Below are 23,690 nucleotides of genomic sequence, written 5' to 3'. Positions count from 1 at the left end.
GGTGTATGCCACCATTGTGCGGCAACTGACATGGCCCCGCCCTAGAATGACTCGATGAACCATTCCACGCCCTCCCGGAAACTGTGCGCCATGCTGGCCGCCATCCTGGGGGCGCTTTGCCTCCAGGCGGCCCACGCCCAAGCCCCCGCACCGGCCGCCGCCGCTCCCGCCGCGGCACCGGCCCAGATCTCGCGCGACGCCCAGCGCGCCTACGAGACCACACGCGACAAGCTGGTGCAGATACGCACCCTGCTGCGCAACTCCAACACCCAGGCCAGTGTGGGCTCGGGCTTTTTTGTCTCGGCCAACGGCCTCATCATCACCAACTTCCACGTGGCCAGCCAGCTCGCGCTGGAGCCCGAGCGCTACCGCGGCGTCTACGTGCCGGTGGACGGCAAGGAGGCCGAGGTCGAACTGCTGGCCTTCGACGTGCGCAACGACCTGGCCCTGCTACGCGTGAAGACGCCGGCCGCGGGCGCGACGCCGCAGCTGGCCTTTCGCGGCGCCGACCGGCCCCTGGCGCGCGGCGAGCGCATCTATTCGCTGGGCAACCCGCTGGACATCGGCTTTGCCGTCACCGAAGGCACGTACAACGGCCTGGTGCAGCGCAGCTTTTACCCGCGCATCTTTTTCGGCGGTGCGCTCAATCCCGGCATGAGCGGCGGCCCCGCGCTCGACGACGCGGGCCAGGTGGTCGGCATCAACGTTTCCAAGCGGCTGGACGGCGACCTGCTGAGCTTTTTGATCCCCGCCGAATTCGCCCAGGCCCTGCTGGCCAAGTCCGCTTCGGCCCAGCCCATCACCAAACCCGCGCATGCCGAAGTCGCGCGCCAGCTCGGCGAGCACCAGGCCCTGCTGACGCAGCGCTTCACCGCCCAGCCGCTGACCGCGCAAAAGCACGGCGGCTACAGCGTGCCCGTGCCCGACGACGCGCTGGCCCGCTGCTGGGGCCGCGGGCGCGAGACCGACTTCAAGGCCTTCGACCTCGAACGCACCGACTGCCAGATCGACAGCCACGTCTTCGCCGGCGACTTCAACACCGGCTACATACGCCTGCGCTACGAGGCCTACAACGCGCCCAAGCTCGGGCCCCTGCGCTTTTCCGCGATGTACTCGCAAAGCTTTGCCAACGAGGCCTTTTCCACACGCGGCTCGCGCAAGGCCACACCCGTCGAATGCTCGGAACGTTTCATCGACACCGGCGGCATGCCGATGCGCGCCGTGGTCTGCATGAGCGCCTACCGCAAGCTGCCCGGCCTCTATGACGTGTCTGTGCTGACCATGTCGGTCAACCAGTCCACGCGCGGCGTGCAGGGCCGCATGGACGCGCAGGGCGTGAGTTTCGAGAACGGCCTCAAGCTGGTCGCGCATTACCTTGCCGGCTTCAAGTGGGAGGCCGCGAAATGAGCGCCACCCCCGTCCTGGGCCTGCTGCAGGCCACCGACCGCAACGGCGCCGTGGTCGCCCGGCTCGACGTGCGCCACTGGCCCGTCACGGTGGGGCGCGCCCTCACCGCCGACCTGGTGCTGGATGACAGCCATGTGGCCGGCGAACACCTGCGCATAACCCGCACGCCCGAAGGCGGCATCAGCGTGCAGGTGCTGGACAGCGCCAACGGCGCGGCCCTGGGCCGCGCCCGCCACGGCCGCGATGCGCAGTTCGACTGGCCTGCCGGCGAGCCGCTGACCCTGGGGCGGCTCAAGCTCGGCCTGCGCCTGGCCGAGGAGCCCGTGGCGGCCGAAGAGCCGCTGCCGCATTTCCCGTGGCGCACCACCGGCTGGACGCTGGTGGCGCTGGCCGGCATGCTGGCCCTGGTGCTGGGCCAGTCCTGGCTCACGCTGACCGAGCCTTCGCAACTGGCGCGGCAACTGCCCGGCCTGCTGGGCGCGGTGGCCCTGGGCATCGCCGTCTGGTCCGGGTTGTGGGCGCTGGCCACCAAGCTGTTCACCGCCCACCTGCAATTCTGGCGCCACGTGCGCATCGCCTGCTTCAGTTCGCTGGCGGTGCAGGCGGTGTCCGTGCTGGCCGGCCTGCTGGCCTTTATGTTCTCGCTCGAGAGCCTGGCGCGTTTTGAGGGGCTGCTGGTGCTGCTGGGCGGCGCGGCCGCCATTTACATGCACCTGACGGTCATCGTGCCGCAGCGCCGCCGCGGCCTGGCCGGGCTGGTGGCCGGCATCGCCGTGCTCGGCCTGGTCGCCATGCTGGGCACCAACTGGCTGCAGAACAAGCGCCTGTCGAACAAGCTGTATATGTCCACCATCTACCCGCCCGCGTTGCGCATGGCGCCTGCGGTACCGGTGCCGCAGTTTCTGGACGAGGCTGGGGCGATTCGCCAGCGGCTGGATGAGCGCTTGAAGGACCGCGAACCGGATGTGGATACGCCAGAGGATCCGGACGCTGATTGATACTTCACCCCACCGTTCGGGCTGAGCTTGTCGAAGCCCTTCGACAGGCTCAGGGCGAACGGTAGTGCGGGCAGGCGTGATTCAGGCGAGTCCCGAACAGGCGCTAGTCCTTGACCGGCTCCCGCATCGTCACAAACTCTTCCGCCACCGTCGGGTGAATCCCGATCGTGCTGTCAAAGATGGCCTTGGTCGCGCCGGCCTTCATGGCCACCGCAAAGCCCTGCACGATTTCGCCGGCGTCCGGGCCGACCATGTGCAGGCCCACCACGCGGTCGGTGGCGTCTTCGACCAGCAGCTTCATCAGCGTGCGTTCGGTGCTGCCGCTCAGCGTGTGCTTGAGGGCCTTGAAGTCGGCGCGGAACACCGTGACTTTGCCGAACTTCGCGCGCGCGTCGGCTTCTGAATAACCGACCGTGCCGATGTTGGGGTGGGTGAAAACGGCGGTCGGCACAAACTCATAACTCATGTTGCGCGGCTTCTTGCCGGCGGCCGGGCCGAAGAGTTCGTCCACCACCACCATGGCTTCGCCCAGCGCCACCGGCGTCAGCTGCATGCGCGCCGTGACGTCGCCGAGTGCGTAGATGGAAGGCACGGAGGTCTGGTAGCGGTCGTTGACCTGGATCGCGCCGGCGGCGTCGACCGCCACACCAGCGGCTTCCAGCCCGATGCCGTTGGCATTCGGCACGCGGCCCGTGGCGTACAGCACCGCGTCCACTTCCAGGCTGCCGGCGCCGCCTTTGAGTTCAACCTGCAGGCCGGTGTCCGTCTTGGTGATGGAATCGACTTCGCTGCCTAGTTGCAGCTTCACGCCGGTCTTGCCCATCTCGGCGGCGACAAAGCGGCGCACGTCGTCGTCAAACCCCGTGAGCAGCATGTCGCGGCGGTGCACCTGCGTCACCTCCGAGCCCAGGCCGTTGAAGATGGAGGCGAACTCGCAGGCGATGTAGCCGCCGCCCACCACCAGAAGGCGCTTGGGGAAGGGGCTCAGGTCGAACATGTGGTCGGAAGTCAGCACATGCTCGCGGCCGGGCAGGGCGGGCACGGTGGCCGTGCCGCCGGTGGAGACCAGGATGTGTTTGGCGGTGAATTTCTGGTCGTCGACTTCGATGGTGTGCTCGTCGAGCAGGCGGGCCCAGCCCTTGATGATCTTCACGCCCGCGCTTTCGAGCAACTGCACGTAAATGCCGTTGAGCCGCGAAATCTCGCGCGCGCGGTTGGCCTTGAGGATGTCCCAGTCGAAGACCGGCTTCTCGCCGACCCAGCCGAAGCCGTGCGACTCTTCAAAGCTGTCGCCGTAGTGGGCGGCATAGCTGTAGAGCTTTTTCGGGATGCAGCCCACGTTCACGCAGGTGCCGCCCATGGCCGCGACTTCGGCCAGGCCCACGCGCGCGCCGCGCTGGGCCGACATGCGCGCGGCGCGCACGCCGCCGCTGCCGCCGCCGATGACAAAAAGGTCAAAGTCAAAAGTCTTCATGCGCTGTATTCCTTCTTCTCTTATCGGTTCTTATCTGGTGCCTGAATGCCGGGCGTCAAGCCTGGAACTCCTGGAGTTCCGTTTTCATCCACTCGATGAACACCCGCGTGCGCATGGGCAGCAGCCGGGCGTGCGGGTAAACAATGTTGATGGGCCGGCGCGGCGGCTCGAAATCCTCCAGCACGGTGCGCAGTTGCTTGTTCTTGAGAAACGGCGCCACCTGGTAGGAGAAAAACGAGCCGAATCCCGCGCCCGCCGCGCAGGCCGCCACGGCCGGTGCGATCTGGTTGAACTCCAGATTACCACTGACCGCCAGGCGCAGCGGCTTGCCCTGGTCATTGAACGGGCCCCATGTGGGGGAATGGTCGGTGATGCGCACGCAGTTGGCCTTGAGCAAATCTTTCGGGTGTTTCGGCACGCCGTGGCGGCGCAGCCAGTCGGGGCTGGCCACCACCAGGCGGCGGATGTAGCCCACCTTCTGCGCCACCAGGCTGGAGTCCTCGGGCTCGCCTATGCGTATGCCCACGTCAATGCCTTCTTCCAGCAAATTGACCACCCGGTCCAGCAGCACCATGGAGCAGCGCATCTTCTCGTGCTGCTGCACAAAGCGCGTGACGGCCGGCGCCACGTGCATCTGCCCGAACAGCATGGGCGCGGTGATGGTCAGGTGGCCGGCGGGCTCGGCCGCGTCGGCCGACAGCGCCGCCTCGGCGTCGGCCAGCGCGGCCAGCAGCTGGCGGCAGCTTTCCAGGTGACGCCGGCCTTCTTCGGTCAGCGAGATGCGCCGCGTCGTGCGGTTGAAAAGCCGCACGCCCAGCTGCGCCTCAAAGCCGGCCAGCGTGCGCACCATGGCCGGCAATGACGATTCCATGACCTGGGCCGCGGCCGTGAGGCTGCCTTGTTCCGCGATGTGAATAAAGGCCTGCATGGCCCTGAGCTTGTCCATGGGCCACATGCTACGCCGGTTGCAGCAATTCATCCAGTTAATGGATTAGTTAAATGACATAGAAGCCATTTATTCAGGATAACGGTTCAAACAAAATCCATCCCATACACAGCTTCTTCACCCTGCAACCTACCGAAAGCCCACCATGAGCACACCCGCCGCCAAAGCCGCACCCGCACAGCCCATCCGCCTGTACCGCGTCGCCATCTCCGGGCATTCGCACCGGGTGGAACTGTTCCTCTCGCTGCTGGGCCTGCCTTTCGAGCGCATCGAGATAGACCTGGCCACCAAAGGGCACAAGACACCGGCCTTCCTGGCGATGAACGCCTTCGGCCAGGTGCCGGTGATCCAGGACGGTGATGTGACGCTGGCCGACTCCAACGCCATCCTGGTCTACCTCAATGCGCGTTATGCCTCGGATGCCGAGCAGTGGATGCCACGCGACCCGATCGCCGCCGCGGCGGTGCAGCGCTGGTTGTCGGTCGCGGCAGGGCAGCTCGCCTACGGCCCCGCCGCGGCGCGCGTGATCCAGCTCTTCAAGCGGCCCGAAAGCCCGGAGTCGATTGAACGCGCCCACGCCCTGTTCGCGGTGATGGAGCAGCAACTGGGCCAGTCGGCCTTCCTCGCGGGCAGCACGCCCACGCTGGCCGACATCGCCAACTACAGCTATTCGGCCCATGCGCCCGAAGGCAATGTCTCGCTGGAGGCCTATCCCCGCATGCGTGCCTGGCTGGCCCGCATCGAGGCCTTGCCGCGCTTCCTGCCCATGGTCCGGACGCCGATAGGACTCGCAGCATGATGGCCGCCCCCACCTTCCATGCGGGCGAGCGCGCGGTACAGGCGCGCGTGAGCCCGGCCGTGCGCGCGCGTATGGCCGAAATCGGCCCGCGCGTGATCCGCGACTTCATGCCCGACCAGCACCGCGAGTTTTTTGAGCAGCTGCCCTTTGTCGTCGCCGGCACGGTGGATGCAAACGGCCAGCCCTGGGCATCGATACTGGCCCAGCCGCCGGGTTTTATCCATTCGCCCGATGCGCGCCACCTGCTGCTGCGCGCGCAGCCGCTGCCCGGTGACCCTTTGCAGGGCACGCTGGTCGATGGCGCGGCGATGGGCTTGCTGGGCATAGAGCCGCACACGCGCCGGCGCAACCGCATGAACGGCATCGTCCGCGGCGTCAATGCCTCGGGCTTTGCGGTGGAACTGAGCCAGAGCTTCGGCAACTGCCCCAAATACATCCAGGCGCGTGAACCGCTGTATGTGGACCGCCCCGTTCCCGCAGCAGAGCCTGTGGTGCACGAGTCGGCGCAGCTGGGCGACGCGGCGCGCCGCATGATCGAACAGGCCGACACGCTGTTCATCGCCACCGCCTATGCGGGCGACAGTGACGAAGCCGGCAGTGCGGGCGGCGTCGACGTGTCGCACCGCGGCGGCAAGCCCGGCTTTGTGCGCGTGGAAGCCGACGGCACGCTGACCGTGCCGGACTTTGTCGGCAACTACTTTTTCAACACGCTGGGCAACCTGGTGGTGAACCCGCGCGCCGGCCTGCTGTTCGTCGACTTCGACACCGGCGATCTGCTGTATGTGGCCGTCACGGCCGGGATCATCTGGGACGGCCCCGAGGTCGATTCCTTTGCCGGCGCCCAGCGCCTGATGCGCTTCAAGGTGCAATCCATGCGCCTGGTGGAGTCTTCCTTGCCGCTGCGCTGGGGCGAGGCGGAGTTGTCGCCGGCGTCTGAAGCGACCGGCGCCTGGGCATGAGCGACGTTACGGCGCAGGCCTCTGTCCCGTTCTGTAGCGGGCCAATTCCAGCGTGCCGATGCAGACTGCGAGCCAGGCTGTGCCCGACGCAAATCCAGCCAGTACATCACTGGCAAAGTGAACCTGCAGGAAGACGCGGCTGCTGCCCGTGACAAACGCCAGCGCCGTGGCGAGCAGCACCGCCGCCAGCCGCAGGCCGGCGGGCCAGTGCGCGGGCAACAGGCGTACAAGCAAATACGCCAGCATGCCGTAGGCCACGACCGAACTGGAAGCATGGCCACTGGGAAAACTCCACCCCTGCGCAGAGGCGAAGCCGTGGTCGTGGACGGGCCGTGTTCGCGCAAAAATGCCTTTGAGCGCGGGATTGAGCAAGGCATTGCCTGCGACAGCCAGCACCCAGCCCGCTGCCAGCAGGCGCTGACGGCGCAACAGCAAAAGCAGGGCCACCAGCACACACAGAACGGTGAGGACAGAGGGGTCGCCAAGATGCGTCAGCACCGCAAAAATCTGCAGTACTTCCCGTGTGAGTGTGCTGCGAAGCGTGTCGGAGAACAGCAGGTCCAGCCGGCCCAGTTGCTCGCCTTCCCCCAGCTCCTCGGCGATCTCTGCGAACAGCGCCGCACTGCCGGCGATGACGGCAAAGCCGAGCATCAGATGGCCGGCGAGGTAGGCGATCGGCGGCCAGCGGCTTTCCTGGCGGCGCACACCGTAATGGTGCCCCAGCTGCCAGAGCACCGCGACGCCCGCCAGCACCAGCAGCAAGGCGATACCGAACGCGGGCAATGCGTGCGTGGCCAGAGCCTCGACGGCTGACATCACGGCGGGAGAGTCAACTTTCATGGCAAGAACGATTCATGCGACGCAACACATCAGCCGATGGCTTCGAGCGCCAGTTCACGCTCCAGCCAGGCGCGGAATTTTTGTACGGCCGGCCGCTCGGCGCTATGGGTGGAGGTCACGAGGCGATAGCCCAAACCGGCCACCGTCTGGCCGGGCAGGACGACGGTGAGCTGGCCGTTGCGCAGCAAGGGCAGCACCAGCGGCGTGCGCCCTATCGCCAGGCCGGCGCCCTGCACGGCGGCGTTCAGCACGTGCTCGTACTGCGAAAAATACAAACAGGGCTGCTGCGACGATTGCTTCAAACCCAGGCGCTCGTACCAGTCGGGCCATGACATCCACGGGAAACGCGTGGCCGGGTCGTAATAGACGAGCAGCGGCGTGGCCGGGATGTCTGCGGCCGTGTGGATGCGCGCCGCGACGGCCGGCGCCGCCACCAGCAGGGCCTGCTCCTGCAGCAGCGGCGGCGGGCCCTCATCGCCCGGCTGCACCGGATAAAGCCGCACTGCCAGGTCCATGCCTTCGCGTTCCAGGTTCACGCGGGCTTCCGACGCGTCCACGCGCACGTCGATGGCGGGCTCCTGCAGCTGGAACTTCGCCAGCTTGGGCGCCAGCCACAGCGCGGCAAAAGAAGGCGTGGTGGTGACGGCCACCGAGGCCCTGTCCACCGCCAGCAGCCGGTCCACGGCCGAGGCCAGCTGCCCCAGCGCGGCGCGGGCCGCCTCATACAACGCGCGGCCCTGCGGCGTCAGGCTCAAACCCTTGCCGCCGCGCAGGAACAGCGGCGCGCCCAGCGCGTCTTCCAGGCTTTTGACCTGTTTGCTGACGGCCGACTGCGTGATGCACAGCTCTTCGGCGGCGGCGGTAAAGCTCAGGTGGCGCGCCGCCGATTCAAAACCGCGTATCGCGTCCAGCGACATGGCGCGCAGCGCATGGGAGGAAGAAGGGTTCAGCATGGCATGAATGGCTGTAGTTGCATGAGTGGCAGGAATACCCCGGATGACAAACCATCCGGCCGCTGGGGCCGGTTCCAAAGAAGAATCAAACCACACTTTCCAAGGAGTCCGCCATGCATGCCCCACAAACCCCGCAAACGCCGTTGACGCTCGGGTCCATCCCTCAACCCTTCCGCCTGCCGCGCGGCCAGGTGTTGGCCTGCATTGGCGGCTGCCTCTGGATCACCAGTGATGCGCTGGCCGGCCTCCGCGACAGCGACGTCGTGCTGGAGAGCGGCGAGTCCTTCGTCACACCGCAGGCCGCGACCTATTTTGTCGGCGCGCCGCGCGGCTGCGGCGTGCTGGATTTTTCACCCGCCCTCCAACGCACGGAGACCACATGCTGATAGAAGCAGAACGCCACGGCCAGCATGTAGTGCTCACCCTGAACCGCCCCGAAAAACTCAACGCGCTCAGTTATGAATTGATAGACGAATTGATGGACAGGCTCAATGCCCTGGAGCGCGACGACAGCGTGCGTTGCTTGATCCTCACCGGTCAGGGCAACAAGGCTTTCAGCGCAGGCGCCGACATCGCGGGCTTCGCACCCGACATTGCCGCATCGCCCGAGGCGGCGTACCGAAACTTCGTGATGCGCGGCCAGGCCATGACGCGGCGCATCGAGAACTACCCCAAACCTGTCATCGCGGCCGTCAACGGCATCGCCTTTGGCGGAGGCTGCGAAACCATGGAAGCCTGCAGCATCGCCATCGCGGCGGAACACGCGAGTTTTGCCAAACCCGAAATCCGGCTCGGCTTTCCGCCGCCCTTCGGCGGCACCCAGCGCCTGCCGCGCCACATAGGCCGCAAGCGCGCCAACGAGATGATCCTGACCGGCGACGCCATCAGCGCCGAGGAAGCCCTTTTGATAGGCCTGATCAACCACGTGGTGCCCGCCGATGAGCTGTTGCCGGCCTGTTTGCGCATGGCCGACCGCATCGCCGAAAACTCCGCCGTGGCGGTAGCTGCCTCGCTGCGCGCCGTCACGCGCGGGCTCAATGTCTCCATCGACGAGGGCCTGGCGATTGAGGCCGCGCAGTTCATGATTGCGGCGGCTTCGCAGGACGCGAGAGAGGGAACGGCCGCCTTTGTCGAGAAGCGCCGGCCGGTGTTTTGCCATCTTTAAACAGGGGTTTAAGGGGCAAAGTCGATAATGGGGGATGAGTTCCTCCCCTTCTTCCTCCAATACCGACTTCGCCAGCCTGCCGCTGACCCCCGCCACGCTGGCCAACCTGCAGCAGCTCGGCTACCTCAGCATGACGCCCATCCAGGCCGCCAGCCTGCCGGTGGCGCTGCTCGGCAAAGACCTGATTGCCCAGGCCAAAACCGGCAGCGGCAAGACCGCCGCCTTTGCGATTCCGCTGCTGGCCAACCTCAATGCGCGGCGCTTCGCGGTGCAGGCCATGGTGCTGTGCCCCACGCGCGAGCTGGCCGACCAAGTCGCCACCGAGATCCGCCGCCTGGCCCGCGCCGAAGAAAACACCAAGGTCGTGGTGCTGTGCGGCGGTGTGCCGCTGCGCAACCAGACCGCCAGCCTGGAAAACGGCGCCCACATCGTGGTCGGCACGCCCGGCCGCATCATGGACCACCTGGCGCGCGGCAACCTCACGCTCGAAGCGCTGAACACCCTGGTGCTCGACGAAGCCGACCGCATGCTGGACATGGGCTTCTTCGAAGACATCGTCACCGTGGCCAAGCAGTGCCCCAAAGAGCGGCAGACCCTGCTGTTCTCGGCCACCTACCCGGAAGGCATCGCCAAGCTCAGCCAGCAGTTCATGAAGACGCCGCAAACCATCACGGTGCAGGCCCAGCATGAAAAAACCAAGATACAGCAGCGCTGGTACCAGGTGCCCGACAGCGACCACGACGAAGCCCGCCTGGGCGCCGTCGCGCAGGTGCTGCGGCACTTCCGCCCGGCCAGCACGCTGGCGTTTTGCAACACCAAGTCGCAGTGCCGCGCCCTGGTGGCTTATTTGAAAGAGCAGGGTTTCAGCGCCCTGGCCCTGTTCGGCGAGCTGGAGCAGCGTGAGCGCGACCAGGTGCTGGTGCAGTTTTCCAACCGCAGTTGCTCGGTGCTGGTGGCCACCGACGTGGCCGCGCGCGGCCTGGACATCGCGCAACTCGCGATGGTCATCAACGTCGACGTCACGCCCGACGCCGAAGTGCACATCCACCGCATAGGCCGCACCGGCCGCGCCGACGAAGAAGGCTGGGCCATCAGCCTGGCCAGCATGGACGAGATGGGCCACGTCGGCAAAATCGAGGTGCTGCAGAAGGCCGAGTCCGAGTGGCACAAACTCACCGAACTCACGCCGGCCAGCAATGAACCCCTGCTGCCGCCCATGGTGACCTTGCAGATCGTCGGCGGCCGCAAGGAAAAAATCCGCGCCGGCGACGTGCTGGGCGCGTTGACCGGCGAGGCCGGCTTCACGCGCGAGCAGGTCGGCAAGATCAACGTCAACGAGTTTTCCACCTATGTCGCGGTGGACCGCCGCATTGCGAACGACGCGCTGAACAAGCTCTCGACTGGCAAAGTCAAAGGCAAGAGCGTGAAGGTGCGCTTGCTGGAGGACTGAGGGTCTTTTGATGGCCACCTGCCTCCGGGCGCGCGGCCGCACAACAAAAACTTCGCAGCGGCGCCTGAGCTGAACACTTCAATCCGCTAGCGGAACGGTCGGCTCTACACGCGGATATTGCGGTTCAAAAAGCAGCGCCATGGCGCTGCTTTTTTCTTTCCGCATTCACTTCGCCATCTCGCTGAGGGACATCCAGCGCTCTCTGTATTCATTCCATTTTTCTTGCGCGCATGTGCGCGTGATGCAGCTGCGCGCGAGCATTCGGGTTTGTGTCCACGCTCGCGTTTGTGCTCATTCTCCCTATGGTTTGTGTCAATTCGCCGTATGAAAGATACGTATGCACGAATGTCCAAACACTATTGGCGTGTTTCTCTTCCTATCTTTACAGTCCGGCGACTGATGCATTGCAAAAGGAGAGAGTGTGGTTGGTTTCGATCGAGCTGGTGAGGTTCTGGCGGGAAACGGCGCCAAGGTGCAAAAACTGTTCGATGCTGAGGCGACTCAGTTTTGGGGCGAACGCGCTGGAATGAACGACGCAAGCGAGGCATTCAGGCCTGCATATTTAGCAGCGCGAATCGCTCAACTTTCAGTTTGAAGGAGCTAATTTATGGAGGGAATTTTATTCCTCATTTTTGTAGTTATTTTCCTGGTGCTATTGGTCTTGGGCCCTCTCCTTGGATATACCTATTTGTGCCGCCCTGTTCTTTTTATGGAGCATGTTTTTCCCAAAAATAGACCAGCAGGTATCTTTTTTTCAAAAAAGAAGGGGGATGGAGATCGGTTAGTTCTTTACTACGGCGCGCGATTGTTTCTGGCTTCCCTTGTAGCCATCGTGGTGGTTCTGCTGCTGCAGTCTCATTTTTTTAACCACAATTGAAAGACCATTTTTTCTTGTACTTGGTGTGGCCTCTTTTTTTGCATCGTGTCATTTCCGCGGCTTTTGCGCCTTCCTTCGTAGCCATTCCTGCAGATCAACTTAGAAAAACTCCATGGCTCTATTAATCATCATTTTTCTTGTGCTTGGTACGGCCTCTTTTTTTTGCCTCGTGTTATTTGCCGCATTCTATTCGTCGATCTACTGCCGCTACGCATTCTCAAGGAACGCGCCGAGAGTTTTCGGTAAGGACGCTGCGTCAACAGACGAAATAGTTGCCTATTACTGCACGAGAGTGTTTCTGACCAGCCTGGTTGGCTTGGTTTCCATCTACTTGTTTTATCTCCTCAAAGGCTAATCATGTTGGTTCCCGGATTTTGGTTCGTTCAACATAAAGTTGAAATCGACCTTCGATACCGCAGTGGAGCGATAACTTGAACATCAAACGTAATCCGCTTATCAATGGATTTGCAACTCTCGCGCGGTTCTACTGGCCCGATATTGCCTTGTTTGCAATGGTGTTGTTGGCGCCGGAAAAAACAGCTGATTTTCTTGGTAATGCGCTTCGATATGGTTTTGGCGACTTTTGCGGAAAACATGAAATTATCTATTCGAGCGCCGTATTTTTGGGGACATCAGCGTGCTTCGGCACCTTTCATGCATGGAGAGTTTTGTATTTCAGTCGAGTTGGAATTTCTAGTGATCCCGATGATTCTGCGAAGTCTTGGATCGTTCGCGTCTTCGTGCTGATTACGGTGTTTGCTATTGCGCGGAAGTCTATTGATCAGCGGAGCATCGGGCCAGCGGATCTGTCGTTCGGAGCCGTTGGAATAGAGCTTTTTTTTGCTTGGGTGTTCTCGCTAATTCTGATCGAAATGATCTCGCTATTGGCCCGTCGGGTCATGACTATTCCTAGAAAGAAATAAACATGGCATTCGCAGTCCCACCCATCATTACCAATTTACTCATTGGTCACGAAGTCAAGGAAGCGATTTCGGAGAACATTTCCCGTGGCCTCGATGCCGTAGATGCTGGCGACATGGTTGGAGCCACGCAAGCATTTTCACAGGCCACTGCTGTATTGGCCACGGGCATTGCGGCAATGCTCATAAGTTTGGAGGTAAACGCGATTTCGGGCTTAAAGCCGGTATTCTTAAGTGCGTCAAGCAACAAAGGAGTTGTTGCTCAGATTTTGGAAAGATACGTGGGACTTCATCCTGTAGATGTAGCAAAACTCGGAAATTGGAGTAAGAGTACAGCTGCGGGATATGGCGTTGCGTGGTGGGTCAACGAATCTATCAATGCAATTAATTCGTTTGGGCTTGGTGGACGCCTTTACGATATTACTCACACAGATTCACTCATCACCTCCCTGCAAACCCAATTCAACATAGCCCAGCAAACCGCCAGCCCGCTCATCCTCGACCTCGACGGCAAGAACGGCGCGGAAACCCTGGGCAAAGACGCCGGCATCCATTTCGACCACGACGGCAACAAGTTTGCCGAACTGACCGGCTGGGTGGGCAAGAACGACGGCCTGCTGGTGTGGGACCGCAACGGTAACGGCCAGATCGACAACGGCACCGAACTGTTCGGCAATAACACCGTCCTCAAGGACGGCAGCAATGCCGATAACGGCTTTACCGCGTTGGCCGATCTGGATTCCAACAAAGACGGCAAGGTCGATGGCAACGACGCCGCCTCCAGCCAACTGCGTGTTTTCAAAGACGCCAACAGCAACGGCGTCGTCGATGCCGGCGAACTGCTGACCCTCGCCCAGGCCGGCGTCAAAAGCCTGAACACCGGCTATGACACCCCCGCCGTCCTCGAAGCCAACGGCAATCAGCACCTGCAAGCCGGCAGCTTCACCACCACGGCCGGGCAAACCCGAGCCATGGACGACGTCTGGTTTGCAGTAGACCTCGCCCGTACCACCGAAACCGACCTGGTCGCCGTCAACAGCACAATTTCCGCACTGCCCGACCTGGCCGGCTTCGGCAATGTGCACAGCTTGCGCCAGGCCATGGCGCGCGACGCCAGCGGCAAGCTGCAGGGCCTGGTGCAGAGTTTTCTCAAGAGCACCGACGGCGCCGTCCGCCACGACCTCTTTGACCAGGTCCTTTGGGCCTGGGCAGGCAGCGACAGGCAAGCGTTCGACAGCCGCGGCCCCTACATCGATGCGCGCAAGCTCTGCGCCATCGAGGCTTTCCTGGGCCAGCCCTTTGGGCAGAGCTGGGCCCACGTTCCCGACCCCGGTCCCCATGCAGCCGAAGTGTTGAACAATGCCTATGCCGAACTCAGCCGGACCTTGTACGAGCAACTCATGACCGCGAGCATTTTTAAACCCCTGTATGACAGCCTGACCCTGCAGTGGGATATCACGAGCCAGACACTGGCGTTGGACGTGAGTGCTCTGGCCGCCCTGCTGAAAACGCAATACAGCGCCAACCCGGGCCAGGGACAGGCCTTGATCGATGGCTTCGCAGACAACCTCAAAGCCGCGGGCGAAGCAGGCGCCCAAATCCGCACCCAACTGCAGGCGCGCGGAAACCTCCAGGCGCAAGGCTTTGACTGGGCCCTGGCCACGATGGGCGATGACTTCCTCACGGGCGGAGATGGCGCCGACACACTCAAGGGCGGTGCCGGTGCCGACAGTTTGTACGGCTGGGCCGGTAATGACGTGCTCGACGGCGGCGCCGGCAACGACACACTGCATGGCGGGATGGGCAACAACATCTATCTGTTCGGCAAAGGCGATGGGCAGGACCAGATCATCTACTACCTGGGCTATGGCGACTATAGGGACTATGGCGACAGCACTTCGGGCAAGCGCAACACCTTGCAGTTCAAGGCAGGTGTGCTGGCTTCGGAGGTAGACGTCAAGCAGGTTTATAACGCTGACTTCATGAGAACCGGCGCATTGGAGGTTTCCATTAGGGGGCGGACCGACAAAGTCACCATCAACGGCTTCTTCGGTGGTGACGATCCCACAGTTGTCATCAACAGTGTGCAGCAGATCAGGTTCGCGGACGGCACGGTGTGGAGCATTGCGGCCATCCTGGGCAAGGTGTTTGCTGGAACTAGTGGAGTCGACTACCTTCGCGGCACCATTGCCGCGGACACCCTCAATGGCGGCGCGGGCGACGACAGCCTCAACGGCGCGGCCGGCAATGACTCGCTCAATGGCGGGGCGGGCGATGACATGCTCAATGGAGAGGATGGAGCCGATATTCTGGATGGCGGCGCCGGCAACGACACCCTGGGTGGCGGCAGAGGCAACAACATATACCTGTTTGGCAGAGGCGATGGACAGGACACGGTATACACCTACGACGAAACCGCCGGCAGGCTGGCCACGCTGCAATTCAAGAGCGGCGTGCTCAGCTCGCAGGTCATTCTCAAGGAGGCCGACGGCACGCTCGGTAGCATGCGCGCGCTGGAGGTCTCCATCGCCGGGACCAGCGACAAGATCACCATGAACGGGTTCTTCTACGGCGGCGACGCAACCAGCGCTTACAACGGCGTGCAGCAGTTCAGGTTTGCCGACGGCACGGTATGGAACCTGGCGACCATCCAGAGCAAGCTGTTTGCGGGCACCGCCGGCGACGACACTTTGCTCGGCACCAACGGCGCGGAAACCATCAGCGGCGGTGCGGGCAGCGACAGGCTCTACGGGTCATGGGGCAACGACGTCCTGAACGGCGGCGACGGCGACGATTCGGTGCAGGGCGAAGAGGGCAACGACACCCTCAACGGCGGTGCCGGCAACGACTACCTCTACGACGGCGCCGGCAAAAACACATTCGACGGCGGCGCCGGCAGGGACACGCTGGTCGGGAGCGCGGGCAACAACGTCTTCCTGTTCGGCAAGGGCGACGGTCAGGATGTCATCGGCAACCGCTACGACCTCACGCGAAGCACGCTCAACACCTTGCAGTTCAGGGCAGGCGTGCTCAGCTCGGACATCGTGCTCAGGCAGGTCGATGACCCGTTCTGGACCGATCTTGCCCTGGAGGCCTCGATTGCCGGCACCACCGACAAGGTAGCCATCAGCGGCTTCTTCTACAGCGACGACCCCGGCGCTTACGGCGGCGTGCAGCAGTTCAGATTTGCCGACGGCACGGTGTGGAATATCGCCACCTTGCGCAACAAGCTGTTTGCCGGCACCGCCGACAATGACACCCTGATCGGAACCGGCGCTGCGGACACCCTGAGCGGCGGCGCGGGCAATGACTGCCTCAACGGCGCGAGCGGCAACGACACCATCAATGGCGGCGACGGGGCCGATGCGCTGTATGGCGATGCCGGCAACGATATCCTCGATGGCGGCACCGGCAATGACATCCTGGACGGCGGGCAGGGCAACGATACGTTAAGTGGCGGGACGGGTAAGGACACGCTTTATGGAGGCGATGGCAACGATATTCTTGACGCAGGCGCGGGCAACGACAGCCTGTACGGCGGCACAGGCAACGACAGCTACCTGTTCGGCAAAGGCGATGGACAAGACCTGATCGGCTACAACTACGATCCCAATGCGCGCAGGCTTAACACCTTGCAGTTCAAGACCGGCGTGCTGGCCTCTGAGATCGCCCTCAAGCAGGTCGCCGACAGTACCTTTGGCGGCACCAGCGCGCTGGAAGTGTCCATTGCAGGCACCACCGACAAGATCACCGTCAACGGTTTTCTGTACGGCGACAGCACGGCCAATGTCTACAACAGCGTGCAGCAGTTCAAATTCGCCGACGGCATCGTGTGGAACCTCTCGGCGATCCAGGGCAGGCTGTTTGCCGGCACGGCCGGCAACGATATGCTCATCGGTACCGTGGCCGCCGACACACTCGCGGGCGAGTCCGGAAACGACACCTTGTACGGACGCGGCGGCAATGACAGCCTGAGCGGCGGTATCGGCAAGGACACGCTGTATGGCGAAGACGGCAATGACACCCTGGACGGTGGCACGGGCGCCGACCGCCTCATCGGTGGCCTGGGCAAGGACCGCTATTTTGTGGACAGCACCGGCGACGTGGTGGTCGAGCTGCCTGGGGAAGGTATAGACATGGTCAATGCCTCCATCAGCTACACCCTTGGCAGCGATGTCGAGAACCTGACGCTCACCGGCACCCGCGCCATCAAGGGTACGGGCAACGCGCTGAACAACGTTCTCACCGGCAATGCAGCGGCCAATACCCTGACAGGTGACGCGGGCAAGGACACGTTGATCGGCGGCGCGGGCAATGACATCTATGTGTTCAATCGCGGCGACGGCAGGGACACCGTACAGGAAAACGATGCCACCGCCGGCAACCACGACACCGCGCGCTTTGGAACCGACATTGCGGCCAACCAGCTGTGGTTCCGCAAGGTTGGCAACAACCTGGAGGCGAGCGTTATCGGGACGGCAGACAAGCTCACGGTGAGCGACTGGTACCTGGGTAACCAGTACCACGTCGAGCAGTTCAAGGCCGGCGACGGCAAGCTGTTGAAGGACACCCAGGTCGACAAGCTGGTGCAGGCCATGGCCGGCTTCACGCCGCCGGCCATGGGGCAGACGACGCTGACGGCCGCGCAGCAGACGGCGCTGGCGCCTGTGCTCGCCGCGAACTGGCATTGAGCCGTGTCTTGTAGGCCTCGGCGACGCGGGCCTGTCGGCCTTGAAGGCCAGGGCTTCCCGGGAAACTTCGCCAACGGTGGATGGGGGCTTTTTTTGCGCGCCTAATGGGTGGTGATGGCGAACGATTCCGGTCGCCGCAGACATACCGGCTCTTTTTGGAGCCAATCCCCAAGGCAAAGGCATGAAGGCATCCCATGGTCAGGCTTGAATTTTCCACCGTGCTGGGCTATGAGGTCATGGTGCCCGGCGCGGACTTTATCTTCAACATCCAGGCCGCGTACACGCCGCGGCAGCTGGTGGTGCACGAGTCGCTGGGCTTGAGCCAGCCGGTTCTCACCAGCAGCTACACCGATCCGGCGACACAAAGCCGGTTTTTGCGCGTGCATGCCGAGCCGGGCAACTTCACGGTGAGTTATACGGCGGTGGTGGACCTGGTCCACTTCGAGGCGCAGCCGGGCTCGCTGCCCGAGCTGAGCCCGCTGGCGCTGCCCGGCGAGGTACTGCCTTACCTGTATCCCAGCCGTTATTGCCAGTCGGACCGTCTGCTGACGCTGGCCAACAGCCAGTTCGGCCACCTGCCGCTGGGTTACGGCCGGGCGCGGGCTATTTGCGACTGGGTGCAGCAGCATGTGAGTTTCCAGGGCAACACCAGCAACAGCACGACCTCGGCCATAGACACCCTGATCGAACGCGTGGGTGTGTGCCGCGATTTTGCGCACCTGATGATTGCGCTGTGCCGCGCGGCCAATCTGCCGGCGCGCATGGCCAGCGGCATGGACTACGGCGCCGACCCTGTGCTGGGCCCGCCGGACTTCCATGCCTATGTCGAGGTCTACCTGGGCGACCGCTGGTACATGTTCGACCCTTCGGGCACGGCGATTCCCATGGGTTTTGTGCGTTTCGCCACGGGGCGTGACGCGGCCGACATCGCGTTTGCCACCATCTTCGGCAGCGTGCAGGCGGCGCAGCCGCAGATCCACATCGAGGCCGTGCCCAACGGCCAGGGACAACTGGTGATTCCGCAGCATGTGAATTACGCGCTGTCGACCGACGGGCCTTGATGGCCTGAATCCTGGGTCACCCATCAAAAAAGCGCGCAGGTCCTGCGCGCTTTTTTGTGGGCGGCGTATGCGATGCAGCCGCTCAGGCTTGCTGCGATGCCGCTTTGGCGGCGTTGCGGCGGCGCTCCAGGAAGGCCTGCAACTCGCCGATCACGCCCTTGCGGAAAGCCAGCACGCACAGCACAAAGATCGCGCCGATGATGACGGTGACCCAGGAGCCGACCTTGTCGGCCAAGAGGTTCTGCAGCGCGATGACGATGCCCGAGCCCATGACCGGGCCGAAGAAGGTGCCCACGCCGCCCAGCAGCGTCATCAGGATGACCTCGCCGGACATGGACCAGTGCACGTCCGACAGCGTGGCAAAACCCATGACCAGGGTTTTCATCGAGCCGGCCAGGCCTGCCAGCGAAGCCGACAGCACGAAGGCCAGCAGCTTGTAGCGGTCGACGTTGTAGCCCAGCGAAATGGCGCGTGGCTCGTTCTCGCGGATCATCTTGAGCACCTGGCCGAAGGGCGAATGCACGATGCGCGAGATGAAGAGGAAGCAGCCCACAAACACCGCCAGCACCACGTAGTACAGCGTGACGTCGGATTCCAGCGGCAGCAGGCCGAAGAGCTTGCCGCGCGGCACGCCCTGCAAGCCGTCTTCACCGCCGGTGAAGCTCGCCTGCAGGCAGACGAAATACACCATCTGCGCAATGGCCAGCGTGATCATGGCGAAGTAGATGCCCTGGCGGCGAATGGCCACCAGGCCGACCAGCAGGCCGATCAGCCCGGCCGCGACCGCGCCGGCCAGCAGGCCGAGTTCGGGTGTCCAGTTCTGCGACTTGATGAACCAGCCGGTGACGTACGCCGCCGAGCCGAAGAAGGCCGCATGGCCGAAAGACAGCAGGCCGGTAAAGCCCAGCAGCAGGTTGAAGGCGCAGGCAAACAGCGCGAAGCACAGCAGCTTCATCACAAACACCGGATACAGCCCGAGGAAAGGCGCGGCCAGCGCAAAAGCCAGCAGGACGAGGTAGGTGATGCGCAGCATGTTGGCGGCTTTGGTGGAAAGGTTGCTCATGGTCATGCTTCCTTTCCGAAGAGGCCGGCGGGCCGGAACATGAGAACAATCACCATGATGACGAACACCACGATGTTGGAGGCTTCAGGGTAAAACACACGGGTCAGGCCTTCGACGATGCCCAGGCCCAGGCCGGTGATGACCGAGCCGAGAATGGAGCCCATGCCGCCGATGACGACGACGGCGAAGACCACGATGATCAGGTTGGAGCCCATGAGCGGGTTGACCTGGATGATGGGCGCGGCCAGCACGCCGGCGAGAGCCGCCAGCGCGGCGCCGGCGCCGTAGGTCAGCATGACCATCATGGGCACGTTGACGCCAAAGGCCTGCACCAGCGGCGCGTTTTCGGTGCCGGCGCGCAGGTAGGCGCCCAGCCGGGTGCGTTCGATCAGGAACCAGGTGCCCAGGCAGACCACCAGCGACACCACGACCACCCAGGCGCGGTAGATCGGCAGGCGCATGAAGCCGAGGTCCATGGAGCCGGCCAGCAAATCGGGCACGTTGTAGTTCTGGCCCGAGACGCCGTAAATTTCACGGAACACGCCTTCGAGCACCAGCGCCAGCCCGAAGGTCAGCAGCAGGCCGTAGAGCGGGTCCAGCTTGTACAGGTGCTTGAGGAACAGCCGTTCGATGATGACGCCGAGGATGCCGACCGTCAGCGGCGCCAGCACCAGCGCAAACCAGTAATTCAGGCCGAACTGGTCCAGCATGATCCAGGCGGCGAAAGCGCCCAGCATGTAGAGCGCGCCGTGCGCGAAGTTGACGATGCCCAGCAGGCCGAAAATCACCGCCAGCCCCAGGCTCAGCATGGCGTAGAAGGCGCCATTGACCAGGCCCAGCATCAGCTGGCCCATAAACGCTTGCAGGGGAATACCGAAAATTTCCATGGGAACCTGTCAGGACACCAATTGCCGTTAGTCGTGGCGGGAGCATGAGGGCCTTTCAAGAAGCAGCCGGCCATTCCTTCGAATGGCCGGCTGGATCAAACCCTCGTTCTTCCCCGTTTTGTCTTTTTCCGTCAGTTCAAGGCTTGCGCGCTTGAGTCGTGTTGAAGTCGAGTTGGCTTACTTCTTCAGGGCCGCGCACTTGGACTCGGCCACCGTGGTGAAGGCCTGCTCGCCTGGAACCTTGGCGATGGTCTTGTAGTAGTCCCATGGTGTGCCGGAATCCTTGGAGCTCTTGACTTCGTACAGGTACATGTCGTGGATCATGCGGCCGTCGGCGCGGATCTGGCCCTTGTTGTAGAAGTCGTCGATCTTCATGCCCTTGAGCGTGCTCATGACCTTGTCGGAATCGGTGGTGCCGGCGGTTTGCACGGCCTTCAGGTAGTTCATGGTGGCCGAGTAGTCGGCCGCTTGCAGGCTGGAAGGCATGCGCTTGTATTTGTCGAAGAAGCGCTTGGCGAACTTGCGCGAGGCGTCGTCCTGGTTCCAGTACCAGCTATCGGCCAGTTGCAGGCCTTCGGTGTTGGCCAGGCCCAGGGAGTGCACGTCGTTGATGAACACCAGCAGGCCGGCAACCTTCATGGTCTTGCCGATGCCGAATTCCTTGGCGGCCTTCATGGCGTTGGTGAAGTCGCCGCCGGCATTGGCCAGGGCCAGGATCTGTGCCTTGGAAGACTGCGCCTGCAGCAGGAAGGACGAGAAGTCGGAGGCGTTCAGCGGGTGGCGCACGGTGCCGGCGACGGTGCCGCCGTTGGCCTTGACCACGGTGGAGGCATCGCCTTCGAGCGAGTAGCCGAAGGCATAGTCGGCGGTCAGGAAGTACCAGCTCTTGTTGCCGGCCTTGACCAGCGCGGAACCGGCCACCTTGGCCAGCGACACGGTGTCGTAGGCGTAGTGCACGGTGTAGGGCGAGCAGTCTTCATTGGTCAGGCGGGCGGAGCCGGCGCCGATGGCGATGAAGGGTTTCTTCTTTTCGGTGGTGACTTTCGACATGGCCAGCGCCGTGCCGGAGTTGGTGCCGCCAATCAGCATCTGCAGGCCGTCCTTGTCGATCCACTCACGGGCTTTCGACGATGCGACGTCGGCCTTGTTCTGGTGGTCGGCGCTCAGCACTTCGATGGGGCGGTTCAGGACCTTGCCGCCGAAGTCCTGCACGGCCCACTTGAGCATTTCCGCGCCGGCGGGGCCGTCGATGTCGGCGTAGAGGCTGGACATGTCGGTGATGATGCCGATCTTGATCGGGCCGGTGTTCTGCGCAAAAGCGGCGCCGGTCAGGCCGAGGGCGAGTGCGGCAACAAGTGCTTTGAGTTTCATGGTTGTCTCCTGTTATGGATGGGGGTGAACTTGGGTGGGGAAATCGAAGGGATTGAAATGGATCCGGGCGTAGTTCAGGCGTCAGACGCCCAGGTATTCCTGCAGCATGCCCATATTGCCGGCCAGCTCGCTTTGCGCAAACTGCTTGACGATGCGGCCGTGCTCCATGACGTAGAAACGGTCGGCCAGCGGCGCGGCGAAACGGAAGTTCTGCTCGACCAGCACGATGGTGTAACCCTTGGCCTTGAGCGTGAGGATCATCTCGGCGAGTTTTTGCACGATGACGGGCGCCAGGCCTTCGGAGATTTCATCGAGCAGCAAGAGGCGCGCGCCGGTGCGCAAGATGCGCGCGACGGCCAGCATCTGCTGCTCGCCGCCCGACAGGCGCGTGCCGGGGCTGCTGGCGCGTTCCTTGAGGTTGGGGAACATCGCGTAGATCTCGTCCAGGCTCATGCCGCCCGGGCCTATGGTGGGCGGCAGCATCAGGTTTTCTTCGGCCGTGAGGCTGGCAAAAATGCCGCGCTCTTCGGGGCAATAGCCCACGCCCAGCCGCGCCACCTTGTGCGGCGCCAGCTTGATGGCTTCTTCGCCATTGATCTTGATGGAGCCCTTGCGCGTGCCCGTCATGCCGACGATGGCGCGCATGGTGGTGGTGCGGCCGGCGCCATTGCGGCCCAGCAAGGTCACGACTTCACCTTCATTGACGCTGAGGTTCACGCCATGCAGGATGTGCGACTCGCCGTACCAGGCGTTGAGGTCTTCTAACTTGAGGAGCTCTTTCGTCATCAGTGAGCCCCTTGGAGTTCGGTGTTGGCGGTGCCCATATAGGCCTCGATCACCAGCGGATTTTTTGCCACTTCGGCATAGGGGCCGTCGGCAATGATGGCGCCGCGCTGCAGCACCGTGATGCGGTCGGCGATGGACGACACCACGTTCATGTTGTGCTCGACCATCAGGATGGTGCGGCCCACTGAAACTTTTTTGATCAGCTGCGTCACGCGGTCCACGTCCTCGTGGCCCATGCCCTGGGTGGGTTCGTCGAGCAGCATGAGTTCGGGCTCCAGCGCCAGCGTGGTGGCGAGCTCGAGCGCGCGCTTGCGGCCGTAGGGCAGGTTCACCGTCAGCTCGTCGGCAAAGTCGCTGAGGTCGACCTCGGCCAGCAGTTCGCGGGCGCGATCATGCAGATGGAACAGTGTGTCTTCGGCTTTCCAGAAATGGAAGGAGGTGCCCAGGTTGCGCTGCAGCGCCGCGCGCACGTTTTCCAGCACCGTCATGTGCGGGAACACGGCCGAGATCTGGAAGGAGCGCACGATGCCGCGGCGCGCGGTCTGCGCGGGCTGCTCAAAGGTGATGTCGGTGCCGTTGTAAACAATGCTGCCGCGCGTCGGCGTGAGGAATTTGGTCAGCAGGTTGAAGAAGGTGGTCTTGCCGGCGCCGTTGGGCCCGATCAGCGCGTGGATATGCCCGCGCTGGACCTTGAGGTCCACGTTGTTGACGGCCACGAATCCCTTGAATTCCTTGGTCAGTCCCCGTGTTTCGAGAATGAACTCCACTGGCAAATTGCTCTCCGGCAGGTAAGGGGGTTGGATCACGGGGCGCCAGGGCGGCCGCGGCAGGTATGCAGCCGCGGGCATAGGCCCGTGAAACACAGGTGGTCATCCTAGCTATCCGCCCATAGAGGCGATACCGGGTCAGACCCTTAGGTAGTTTTGCGTCATGGGCAACCCCTAGAGGGCGCTCGCAAAAGCCCGCCTGGCGTTGTTGCGCTGCCTTGCCGTGCTGGTGCACTGTATGCGGCAGCGCGCCTAGCCAGACGGGCTTTTGCGAAC

20 protein-coding genes are annotated in these 23,690 nt (G+C 63.2%); 11 read left to right on the top strand and 9 right to left on the bottom strand.

Features of this window, described 5'->3' with window-relative positions; translation table 11 throughout:
- Window positions 1-54: 54 nt before the first annotated feature.
- Both ACLV8F_RS17705 and ACLV8F_RS17700 read left to right on the top strand, forming a co-directional pair.
- A complete protein-coding gene (locus ACLV8F_RS17705; RefSeq protein ID WP_411885516.1) occupies window positions 55-1,407 on the top strand; it encodes a serine protease in 1,353 nt (450 codons plus the stop codon).
- On the top strand, window positions 1,404-2,405 hold the full coding sequence (locus ACLV8F_RS17700; protein WP_411885515.1) for an FHA domain-containing protein: 1,002 nt from the start codon (window positions 1,404-1,406) through the stop codon (window positions 2,403-2,405). The genes ACLV8F_RS17705 and ACLV8F_RS17700 overlap by 4 nt, the downstream gene beginning before the upstream one ends.
- Window positions 2,406-2,508: 103 nt before the next feature.
- Here the strand turns inward: ACLV8F_RS17700 and gorA are convergent, their stop codons facing one another.
- Both gorA and ACLV8F_RS17690 read right to left on the bottom strand, forming a co-directional pair.
- Window positions 2,509-3,879, bottom strand: a complete 1,371-nt coding sequence (gene gorA / locus ACLV8F_RS17695) for a glutathione-disulfide reductase (protein ID WP_411885514.1) — start codon at window positions 3,877-3,879, stop codon at window positions 2,509-2,511.
- 55 nt (window positions 3,880-3,934) lie between these two features.
- Window positions 3,935-4,825 carry a LysR family transcriptional regulator gene (locus ACLV8F_RS17690; protein WP_411885513.1) on the bottom strand — a complete coding sequence of 297 codons (891 nt, stop codon included), beginning with the start codon at window positions 4,823-4,825 and terminating at the stop codon, window positions 3,935-3,937.
- 145 nt (window positions 4,826-4,970) lie between these two features.
- Here ACLV8F_RS17690 and ACLV8F_RS17685 point away from each other — a divergent pair, with 145 nt between their 5' ends.
- Both ACLV8F_RS17685 and ACLV8F_RS17680 read left to right on the top strand, forming a co-directional pair.
- On the top strand, window positions 4,971-5,624 hold the full coding sequence (locus ACLV8F_RS17685; protein ID WP_411885512.1) for a glutathione S-transferase family protein: 654 nt from the start codon (window positions 4,971-4,973) through the stop codon (window positions 5,622-5,624).
- The gene (locus ACLV8F_RS17680) at window positions 5,621-6,583 is read left to right on the top strand and encodes a pyridoxamine 5'-phosphate oxidase family protein (RefSeq protein WP_411885511.1); all 963 of its coding nucleotides are present in this window, start codon (window positions 5,621-5,623) and stop codon (window positions 6,581-6,583) included. Before ACLV8F_RS17685 ends, ACLV8F_RS17680 begins: the two co-directional genes overlap by 4 nt.
- A 6-nt stretch (window positions 6,584-6,589) precedes the next feature.
- Here the strand turns inward: ACLV8F_RS17680 and ACLV8F_RS17675 are convergent, their stop codons facing one another.
- Both ACLV8F_RS17675 and ACLV8F_RS17670 read right to left on the bottom strand, forming a co-directional pair.
- Window positions 6,590-7,423 (bottom strand): phosphatase PAP2 family protein, encoded by an 834-nt coding sequence (locus ACLV8F_RS17675; RefSeq protein WP_411885510.1) that lies wholly within the window; start codon window positions 7,421-7,423, stop codon window positions 6,590-6,592.
- A gap of 29 nt (window positions 7,424-7,452) precedes the next feature.
- Entirely contained in the window at window positions 7,453-8,376 is a 924-nt protein-coding gene (locus ACLV8F_RS17670; RefSeq protein ID WP_411885509.1) for a LysR substrate-binding domain-containing protein, read from the bottom strand.
- Between the two features lie 113 nt (window positions 8,377-8,489).
- Between ACLV8F_RS17670 and ACLV8F_RS17665 the strand changes: the two genes are divergently transcribed.
- The 7 genes from ACLV8F_RS17665 (at window position 8,490) to ACLV8F_RS17635 (ending at window position 18,540) form a co-directional block, all read left to right on the top strand.
- Window positions 8,490-8,762, top strand: coding sequence for a DUF2917 domain-containing protein (locus tag ACLV8F_RS17665; protein ID WP_411885508.1), 273 nt, complete (start codon window positions 8,490-8,492; stop codon window positions 8,760-8,762).
- Complete coding sequence (locus ACLV8F_RS17660) at window positions 8,756-9,541, top strand: crotonase/enoyl-CoA hydratase family protein (RefSeq protein ID WP_411885507.1); 786 nt, start codon at window positions 8,756-8,758, stop codon at window positions 9,539-9,541. Before ACLV8F_RS17665 ends, ACLV8F_RS17660 begins: the two co-directional genes overlap by 7 nt.
- A 34-nt stretch (window positions 9,542-9,575) precedes the next feature.
- Window positions 9,576-10,991, top strand: coding sequence for an ATP-dependent RNA helicase DbpA (gene dbpA / locus ACLV8F_RS17655; RefSeq protein ID WP_411885506.1), 1,416 nt, complete (start codon window positions 9,576-9,578; stop codon window positions 10,989-10,991).
- Between the two features lie 607 nt (window positions 10,992-11,598).
- On the top strand, window positions 11,599-11,868 hold the full coding sequence (locus ACLV8F_RS17650; protein WP_411885505.1) for a hypothetical protein: 270 nt from the start codon (window positions 11,599-11,601) through the stop codon (window positions 11,866-11,868).
- Window positions 11,869-12,299: 431 nt separating this feature from the next.
- Window positions 12,300-12,791: a hypothetical protein gene (locus tag ACLV8F_RS17645; protein ID WP_411885504.1), complete on the top strand. Its 492-nt coding sequence runs from the start codon at window positions 12,300-12,302 to the stop codon at window positions 12,789-12,791.
- 278 nt (window positions 12,792-13,069) lie between these two features.
- Window positions 13,070-17,479, top strand: a complete 4,410-nt coding sequence (locus tag ACLV8F_RS17640; protein WP_411885503.1) for a calcium-binding protein — start codon at window positions 13,070-13,072, stop codon at window positions 17,477-17,479.
- Window positions 17,480-17,673: 194 nt separating this feature from the next.
- The gene (locus tag ACLV8F_RS17635; RefSeq protein ID WP_411885502.1) at window positions 17,674-18,540 is read left to right on the top strand and encodes a transglutaminase-like domain-containing protein; all 867 of its coding nucleotides are present in this window, start codon (window positions 17,674-17,676) and stop codon (window positions 18,538-18,540) included.
- A gap of 82 nt (window positions 18,541-18,622) precedes the next feature.
- On the opposite strand, the gene ACLV8F_RS17630 is transcribed toward ACLV8F_RS17635, so the two are convergent.
- From ACLV8F_RS17630 to ACLV8F_RS17610, 5 genes are all read right to left on the bottom strand, one after another.
- Entirely contained in the window at window positions 18,623-19,609 is a 987-nt protein-coding gene (locus ACLV8F_RS17630; protein ID WP_411885501.1) for a branched-chain amino acid ABC transporter permease, read from the bottom strand.
- On the bottom strand, window positions 19,606-20,490 hold the full coding sequence (locus tag ACLV8F_RS17625; protein ID WP_411885500.1) for a branched-chain amino acid ABC transporter permease: 885 nt from the start codon (window positions 20,488-20,490) through the stop codon (window positions 19,606-19,608). The genes ACLV8F_RS17630 and ACLV8F_RS17625 overlap by 4 nt, the downstream gene beginning before the upstream one ends.
- A 177-nt stretch (window positions 20,491-20,667) precedes the next feature.
- Window positions 20,668-21,861 (bottom strand): ABC transporter substrate-binding protein, encoded by a 1,194-nt coding sequence (locus ACLV8F_RS17620; RefSeq protein WP_411885499.1) that lies wholly within the window; start codon window positions 21,859-21,861, stop codon window positions 20,668-20,670.
- A gap of 81 nt (window positions 21,862-21,942) precedes the next feature.
- Complete coding sequence (locus tag ACLV8F_RS17615; RefSeq protein ID WP_411885498.1) at window positions 21,943-22,647, bottom strand: ABC transporter ATP-binding protein; 705 nt, start codon at window positions 22,645-22,647, stop codon at window positions 21,943-21,945.
- Window positions 22,647-23,420, bottom strand: coding sequence for an ABC transporter ATP-binding protein (locus ACLV8F_RS17610; protein WP_411885555.1), 774 nt, complete (start codon window positions 23,418-23,420; stop codon window positions 22,647-22,649). Before ACLV8F_RS17610 ends, ACLV8F_RS17615 begins: the two co-directional genes overlap by 1 nt.
- Between the last annotated feature and the right edge of the window lie 270 nt (window positions 23,421-23,690).

Origin of the sequence: Polaromonas sp. YR568, from assembly GCF_943369675.1 — a bacterium.
Lineage (GTDB): Bacteria > Pseudomonadota > Gammaproteobacteria > Burkholderiales > Burkholderiaceae_C > Polaromonas.
Note: the sequence above shows the minus strand (reverse complement) of the source record. Positions and strands in the feature narration are given on the sequence as shown.

Coding starts and splice junctions, on each gene's coding strand:
- ACLV8F_RS17660 (WP_411885507.1), top strand. CDS start 8,756: ATGCTGATAGAAGCAGAACGCCACGGCCAGCATGTAGTGCTCACCCTG.
- ACLV8F_RS17630 (WP_411885501.1), bottom strand. CDS start 19,609: ATGACCATGAGCAACCTTTCCACCAAAGCCGCCAACATGCTGCGCATC.
- ACLV8F_RS17690 (WP_411885513.1), bottom strand. CDS start 4,825: ATGGACAAGCTCAGGGCCATGCAGGCCTTTATTCACATCGCGGAACAA.
- ACLV8F_RS17700 (WP_411885515.1), top strand. CDS start 1,404: ATGAGCGCCACCCCCGTCCTGGGCCTGCTGCAGGCCACCGACCGCAAC.
- ACLV8F_RS17635 (WP_411885502.1), top strand. CDS start 17,674: ATGGTCAGGCTTGAATTTTCCACCGTGCTGGGCTATGAGGTCATGGTG.
- ACLV8F_RS17685 (WP_411885512.1), top strand. CDS start 4,971: ATGAGCACACCCGCCGCCAAAGCCGCACCCGCACAGCCCATCCGCCTG.
- dbpA (WP_411885506.1), top strand. CDS start 9,576: ATGAGTTCCTCCCCTTCTTCCTCCAATACCGACTTCGCCAGCCTGCCG.
- gorA (WP_411885514.1), bottom strand. CDS start 3,879: ATGAAGACTTTTGACTTTGACCTTTTTGTCATCGGCGGCGGCAGCGGC.
- ACLV8F_RS17675 (WP_411885510.1), bottom strand. CDS start 7,423: ATGAAAGTTGACTCTCCCGCCGTGATGTCAGCCGTCGAGGCTCTGGCC.
- ACLV8F_RS17650 (WP_411885505.1), top strand. CDS start 11,599: ATGGAGGGAATTTTATTCCTCATTTTTGTAGTTATTTTCCTGGTGCTA.
- ACLV8F_RS17670 (WP_411885509.1), bottom strand. CDS start 8,376: ATGCTGAACCCTTCTTCCTCCCATGCGCTGCGCGCCATGTCGCTGGAC.
- ACLV8F_RS17705 (WP_411885516.1), top strand. CDS start 55: ATGAACCATTCCACGCCCTCCCGGAAACTGTGCGCCATGCTGGCCGCC.
- ACLV8F_RS17665 (WP_411885508.1), top strand. CDS start 8,490: ATGCATGCCCCACAAACCCCGCAAACGCCGTTGACGCTCGGGTCCATC.
- ACLV8F_RS17680 (WP_411885511.1), top strand. CDS start 5,621: ATGATGGCCGCCCCCACCTTCCATGCGGGCGAGCGCGCGGTACAGGCG.
- ACLV8F_RS17625 (WP_411885500.1), bottom strand. CDS start 20,490: ATGGAAATTTTCGGTATTCCCCTGCAAGCGTTTATGGGCCAGCTGATG.
- ACLV8F_RS17615 (WP_411885498.1), bottom strand. CDS start 22,647: ATGACGAAAGAGCTCCTCAAGTTAGAAGACCTCAACGCCTGGTACGGC.
- ACLV8F_RS17620 (WP_411885499.1), bottom strand. CDS start 21,861: ATGAAACTCAAAGCACTTGTTGCCGCACTCGCCCTCGGCCTGACCGGC.